We start from the raw sequence: 5,493 nt of genomic DNA on the forward strand, positions 1-5,493 counted from the left end.
CGAGCCGGAACGTGAACGGTATTTCCAGTACACGTTCTACCTGATTCTCCGGATGCTGAGTGTCTATACCGTTTACATTGAGAAGGCGCAGAGCCAGGGACGGGTGGACTGTGTGATAGAAACGCCGCAGTATGTCTACATCTTCGAGTTCAAGTTGGATGGTACGGCTGCCGAGGCTCTGCGTCAGATTGAGGAAAAGGGCTATGCCCGTGAATATGCTTCGGATTCCCGTAAATTATTTAAAATTGGCGCCTCCTTCACTTCGGAAACGGGGACTATCGGGGAGTGGCAGGTGATTCCATAATTTCCTCAGCAGAATACAGCTTTAAGTAATACACTATATTCAGGTCATTCCGAGCTTAACCTAAATTCCTGTTCGGAGACGGAAATGAATTATATAATTGTCTTTTCTAAGATTCTTGAAACTAATAAAATTATTTCTTTATAGCTGATATATAGATATTTAACTATATTCCCAAAAAGGGTTTTGATTAAATTTCTAAAAAATTTGGCTTTATCAAATCGAGTAGGAGGAAAACGAAGTAGTTTTCTTCCTACTTTCGTTTCCGACCTCTCACACCACCGTACATACCGTTCGGCATACGGCGGTTCTCTTAACTGCGATGCAACTTGATGTAAAGATTCAGGATTGATGGGTAACCTGCCAATATCAGCCGTTCGTTGGTAATAGAGCGTGTCAATATCCAACTTTTGGATATTCGCCAATATCCCTTGCGAGTATTTGCCCATTGCCAGGCTTTCCCTTTGGGTATACCACATTTTTGTAGGTTTGCCATGCGTGTACGGATGCGCTTCCAGTTCTTCCAGATATACATCCGCAGTCTGCGGTTATACCACTTGTTTGTTGATATGATAAAGGTCTTCATATCGGCATAGCGGTAATATGTCAGCCAGCCTCGGATGTAACGGGTTAGGTGTAATTTCAACCATGCATAGCCTTTTCCATTGCTTCGGCTTGTCATCTGCTTGATTGTTCTCAGGAACTTAGATTGGCTCTTCTTGTGTAGGCAGAGACCACATTTACAGTCTCGCTTTCAGTAGAAGGTATATCCAAGAAATTTCTTACCCACGATTGAACCGACTTCTGTCTTCTCTTTGTTCACCTTCAGGAACAGTCTCTTTTCTATGAACTCCGAGATACTGTCCCGTACACGCTCCGTGGCTCGCAGGCTTTTCACTAGTATCAGACAGTCGTCTGCGTAGCGGACAAACGGATGTCCTCTCCGCTCCAGCTCCTTATCCAGCTCGTTGAGCAGGATGTTGCTCAATATAGGACTTAACGGACCACCTTGCGGTACGCCCTCTCTCGTTTTCTCGTACTTGTGGACACTACTACCCCTGTATTGAGGTATTTGTGTATCAAAGAAACGACCCTCCCGTCTTTCACGGTTCGGGACAGTACCTCTATCAGCTTGCTGTGATTCACTTTGTCGAAGAACTTCTCCAGGTCAAGTCCGATACAGTAGCGGTATCCTTGGTCTGCGTACTCCTGCACCCTCTGCAATGCATCATGGGCACTGCGGTGTGGGCGGAAGCCGAAGCTGTTGTCGCTGAACTGTAGTTCGTACAGCGGTATCAGTATCTGACTGATTGCCTGCTGAACGAAGCGATCCACTACTGTCGGGATTCCTAACGGGCGAGTCTTACCGTTGTCTTTCGGGATTTCTACCCTCCTCACTGGATTCGGGCGATATTTCCCGTTGCGTAGCTTCTCTATCAATTCGTCTCCGTGGAGTTTCAGGTATGGCAACAGTTCGCTCGTCTCCATCTTATCGACACCTCCTGCTCCTCCGTTCCTCATAACTTGACGGTATGCTGCGTTCAGGTTATGGGGACTCAGGATGAGCTCCAACAAATTGTCCCCTTCAAATTGCACTTCCACAAGCTCTTCATCCTTTATCTCCATAAAAGTCTGCACTCCCCCATGCTCTTCGGATGCCGTCCTATCCCTCCGAGGGCAGTTCGTTGTTTCGATTTTCTGCATTAGTCCCTCCATAAAGTATTGAATGTTACTTGTTTGATTAAAAGTTCGGCCCTTCACAGACTGCCGATTCTACCTTGCCGATTACTATGACCTCTGCTGACTTCTCACGGTTCGTTGTTACTGCTTGACTGCATTTTTTTTCGTCTCGCCCGTGAGACCTCCTCGGATAAGAGTACCAGCTTTCCATCTTATGTCTGCTTCATTTACATTGACTGTTCCGGATAGCTATTGGATTTTGACTTGGTTAGCAGTCTCATCCACAGTCACATGCCTTGATATGAAGTTTCTGTCCGTCAGACCAGATGTTTACCGCCAGCTTCTTTCAGATTCCACCTCGCGGTGGACACCCTTGCTCTTGGCTGTGTGATTCCCGCTATCAGGGCTCACTCGGGACTTGCACCCGTTAGCTGATGCTCATGCCGAGTATACTAACTAAGAGAGGCTATCTCAGTCTGAGACAGCCTCTCTTTTTAAAATAAACAGTTACAAGTTTATAGTGTAACCGAATATGTTCTATTATTTCTTATAGTTTACAGAAACAGTAGTATAAACATCCATTTCATCAACAAATGTAAATTCTACAGTACCTTGTGTGCTGGCATCAAGAGTAGTGATTTCCAAAACTCCACGAGTTGCACCATCAAGCCTTATAGTACCATATTCCATGCTACCTGTAGCTCCTTCTCCCAAGTAAATATAAGAATTTATTTGTTTTGGAGTTCTAGTAGCTTCCATATTATCAGGTGTACCGGCTTTTTCACGAACGTCTGGCTTAAGAACTGTAACACCATTTAAGAACGCAGTAGAATTATTTCCCAATGAGAACGGCAGCTTTTCTCCATTGTATTCCAAGAACAAACCGTTCTTCTTGTCTTTTCCATCAAGATATCCTGCTGTCAGGTATTTATGATCCTTCAATGGTACATATGCTCCTTCTGCAGCCAAATTATCATCTTCATCATAATAAGCAACCTGAGCATTTTCAAAGATTGACATCACATCTACCTTGAAGTTCTTAGTAACCTTTAAGTTCTTATAAGTTGTTCCAAACAGATACAAAGTAGCTTCAGCATTAACTGTCTCAATCAATTTATGGTCTTTTACGATAACACCTGGCAATGCAATCGAATGATCATCGGTGTTAGTTTTTGTTGAGAGTTGAGGCTGATTATTGAAATCCTTATATGTCAATTCATATTTCAGTTTTTCATCAGCTGTATTAATGTCAAAATACTGTTTGTCGTTAGCATCCTTCTTGGATACGAACGGCTTAAGCATCTGAATCTTAGGATTATTTGGTGCTTGGGCATCTTTGTAGATACGTGTACTATAAGTATCCTTAGCCTCATTCCATAAATTGTTTACAGTATTTGCTTCAAGTACTTCATCAAATTCAGGAATAGCTACTGTCAATGTAGTAGTTGCACGCTTTATTTCGTTAACTCTACCATCTTTTTCACCACTCATGATGATAGTCAGATCATTAGCACCAACCTTAGCATCTGTTTTGAAAGCAGAAACAGGAATAGCTGCATAAGTGATAGTCTTGATAGTTGAAGCTTTACCTCCTGCAACTGTAATAGCAAGTTTGTCACCATTTGCATCAACTTCTTCTCCAGTCATAGCATCTTTCAATGCATCTTCCTTAGAAGCGTAATACATTATTGCATTATTTTGATTAAATTTAGCTATTCCACCTTCGATAGGAGTTCCAGTAACAGCAAAGGTATTCGCATCTGTGGTTGTATACCATTCAATTGCGCCACCATCACCTGACATTCTTGATATTTTGTGTGCATCCTCATCACTCAGACTTGTAAATGTTTCACCAAGGTCAACCAATACAAATGCGCCTTTTTCTGCAGATGTAGGCATTACCTTGTAGACCTGAGTACCGATCTCTACTCCGCTTTCTGTCGACTTGTCAAACTTAATCATGAATTGACCAGAGACCTGTTCTTTGCCGGTAACATCTATTACATGAATCTTGATAGGAAAATCTTCAAGGTTACCAGCTGCCTGCGAAGCGGTGATTGTCATGCCATTAACCTCTATTCCGTACGCATCGGCCATATTCTGATCCATAATCTCAATATATGCATCGTATACCTTATCTACATTTTCATCATCACCATCAAGATACAATGTTGTCTCACCTAATGGCAAAGCTTCAGTAGGATCTGTAATACCTGAAACAGACAATGCAGCTACCAATACTTTATCTGCATCAAAATTCTTATTGCCAAATTTAACAGATAATTCTCTCAATGCACTAATTGATGCTGTTGTTGCTTTTGTATCTGTATCAATAAAGATGCTATAGTCTGTAACCACTTTGCCCTCTACTGCCAATGCATACTTGACATTTTTATATTTATAGTCATCATACACATCTTTTTCAGCAAAAGCTGTAGTAATATTCTCTGCATTTATTTCATCTTTCATCTGAATGTTCAGAGTCCAGTTTCCGTTGGCATCAGCTGCACGAGAGCCACCCAACGAAGGACCATATTTACCTTCGGCAACAGGATTTACTGTTACAGGAGCTTCTTCACCCAAAGTATTTACAAGTGAAAGCTTCACAGTCTTCAAGTCGAATGTAGCAGGGCTTACCTTAACATCCAAAGTCTTGATCTGACCAACAAGTAACTGACCTTTTTCTACAGATTTCAAACCTTTCCAGTTACCTTTGTATTGATCTGCTGTTCCCCATAGAATACCACCTGCAAGTGTAACTTCTGTTTCTTCATCATAAGAAGTATTACCAGCATCAACAACCTGAGATAGATTTGTAAAGAAAGAATACCCATCTTCAGTTGTATTTTCGTTATCAGAAATTGAAATACTTACAGCAGCAGAGGCCTTAGGCAATACATAGCTAGCACCATCAACAGTCAAAGTATAGGTACCATTGTTATTGTCAACCATTATCACTTTGCTTCCAACTTCATCCTTCAAATCCTGAGGCTCATCGTTGATATAAAGGATACCATTTTCATCAACTCTCACGTCGATAGCTTCACCTTCTGTAGCAATGGCATCACCTTTCACTCCGTCAATCCAAAGATATCCATCTTTGACTTCAACTGTAGTGATTCCTACTTTATCTTCAGGAAGTGTAACCTCAAAGTTTGTTCCCTTGTCTGTAGAAAGAATAAGTTTTCCGCCTTCATACTTGAAATCTGTAACACCAGCACCCAAACTGTTGATCTTTTCAGAAAGCTCGTCAAGGCTAGTTTTTACAGTGTTGATCTGCTCCTGCAGATTGTTGATGTCATCATCATAATCTTTACAAGAAGTAAAAGTTCCTGCTGAAGCGAACAGAAGCGCTCCGAACAGAAGTGCACTTAAATACTTTTTTCTCATAATAATAAAAATTTTAATTTATAAATTAAAAAACTCAAATTATCAAAACTTAAGCTTATCCCCGCCCCCATTGGCAGAAGACGGACCAGAGACAGCCTCCAGCGAGGGACGGACGAGGGACG

General features: G+C 41.7%; 3 protein-coding genes and 1 pseudogene. 1 reads left to right on the plus strand and 3 read right to left on the minus strand.

The features are described from left to right. Positions 1 to 304, plus strand: a 304-nt coding sequence (locus C510_RS16780; protein WP_040366395.1) for a PD-(D/E)XK nuclease domain-containing protein, incomplete at its 5' end; no start/stop codon positions are given. Between the two features lie 310 nt (positions 305 to 614). On the opposite strand, the gene C510_RS17945 is transcribed toward C510_RS16780, so the two are convergent. The 3 genes and pseudogenes from C510_RS17945 to C510_RS0115740 form a co-directional block, all read right to left on the minus strand. Then, positions 615 to 983, minus strand: coding sequence for a group II intron maturase-specific domain-containing protein (locus C510_RS17945; RefSeq protein WP_425311424.1), 369 nt, complete (start codon positions 981 to 983; stop codon positions 615 to 617). Between the two features lie 72 nt (positions 984 to 1,055). After that, positions 1,056 to 2,017: pseudogene (gene ltrA / locus C510_RS16785) on the minus strand (group II intron reverse transcriptase/maturase). Between the two features lie 504 nt (positions 2,018 to 2,521). After that, entirely contained in the window at positions 2,522 to 5,371 is a 2,850-nt protein-coding gene (locus C510_RS0115740) for a hypothetical protein (protein WP_018712227.1), read from the minus strand. Positions 5,372 to 5,493: the final 122 nt, after the last annotated feature.

The organism is Phocaeicola barnesiae DSM 18169 = JCM 13652, from assembly GCF_000374585.1.
GTDB lineage: Bacteria > Bacteroidota > Bacteroidia > Bacteroidales > Bacteroidaceae > Phocaeicola > Phocaeicola barnesiae.

Coding starts and splice junctions, on each gene's coding strand:
- C510_RS0115740 (WP_018712227.1), bottom strand. CDS start 5,371: ATGAGAAAAAAGTATTTAAGTGCACTTCTGTTCGGAGCGCTTCTGTTC.
- C510_RS17945 (WP_425311424.1), bottom strand. CDS start 983: ATGACAAGCCGAAGCAATGGAAAAGGCTATGCATGGTTGAAATTACAC.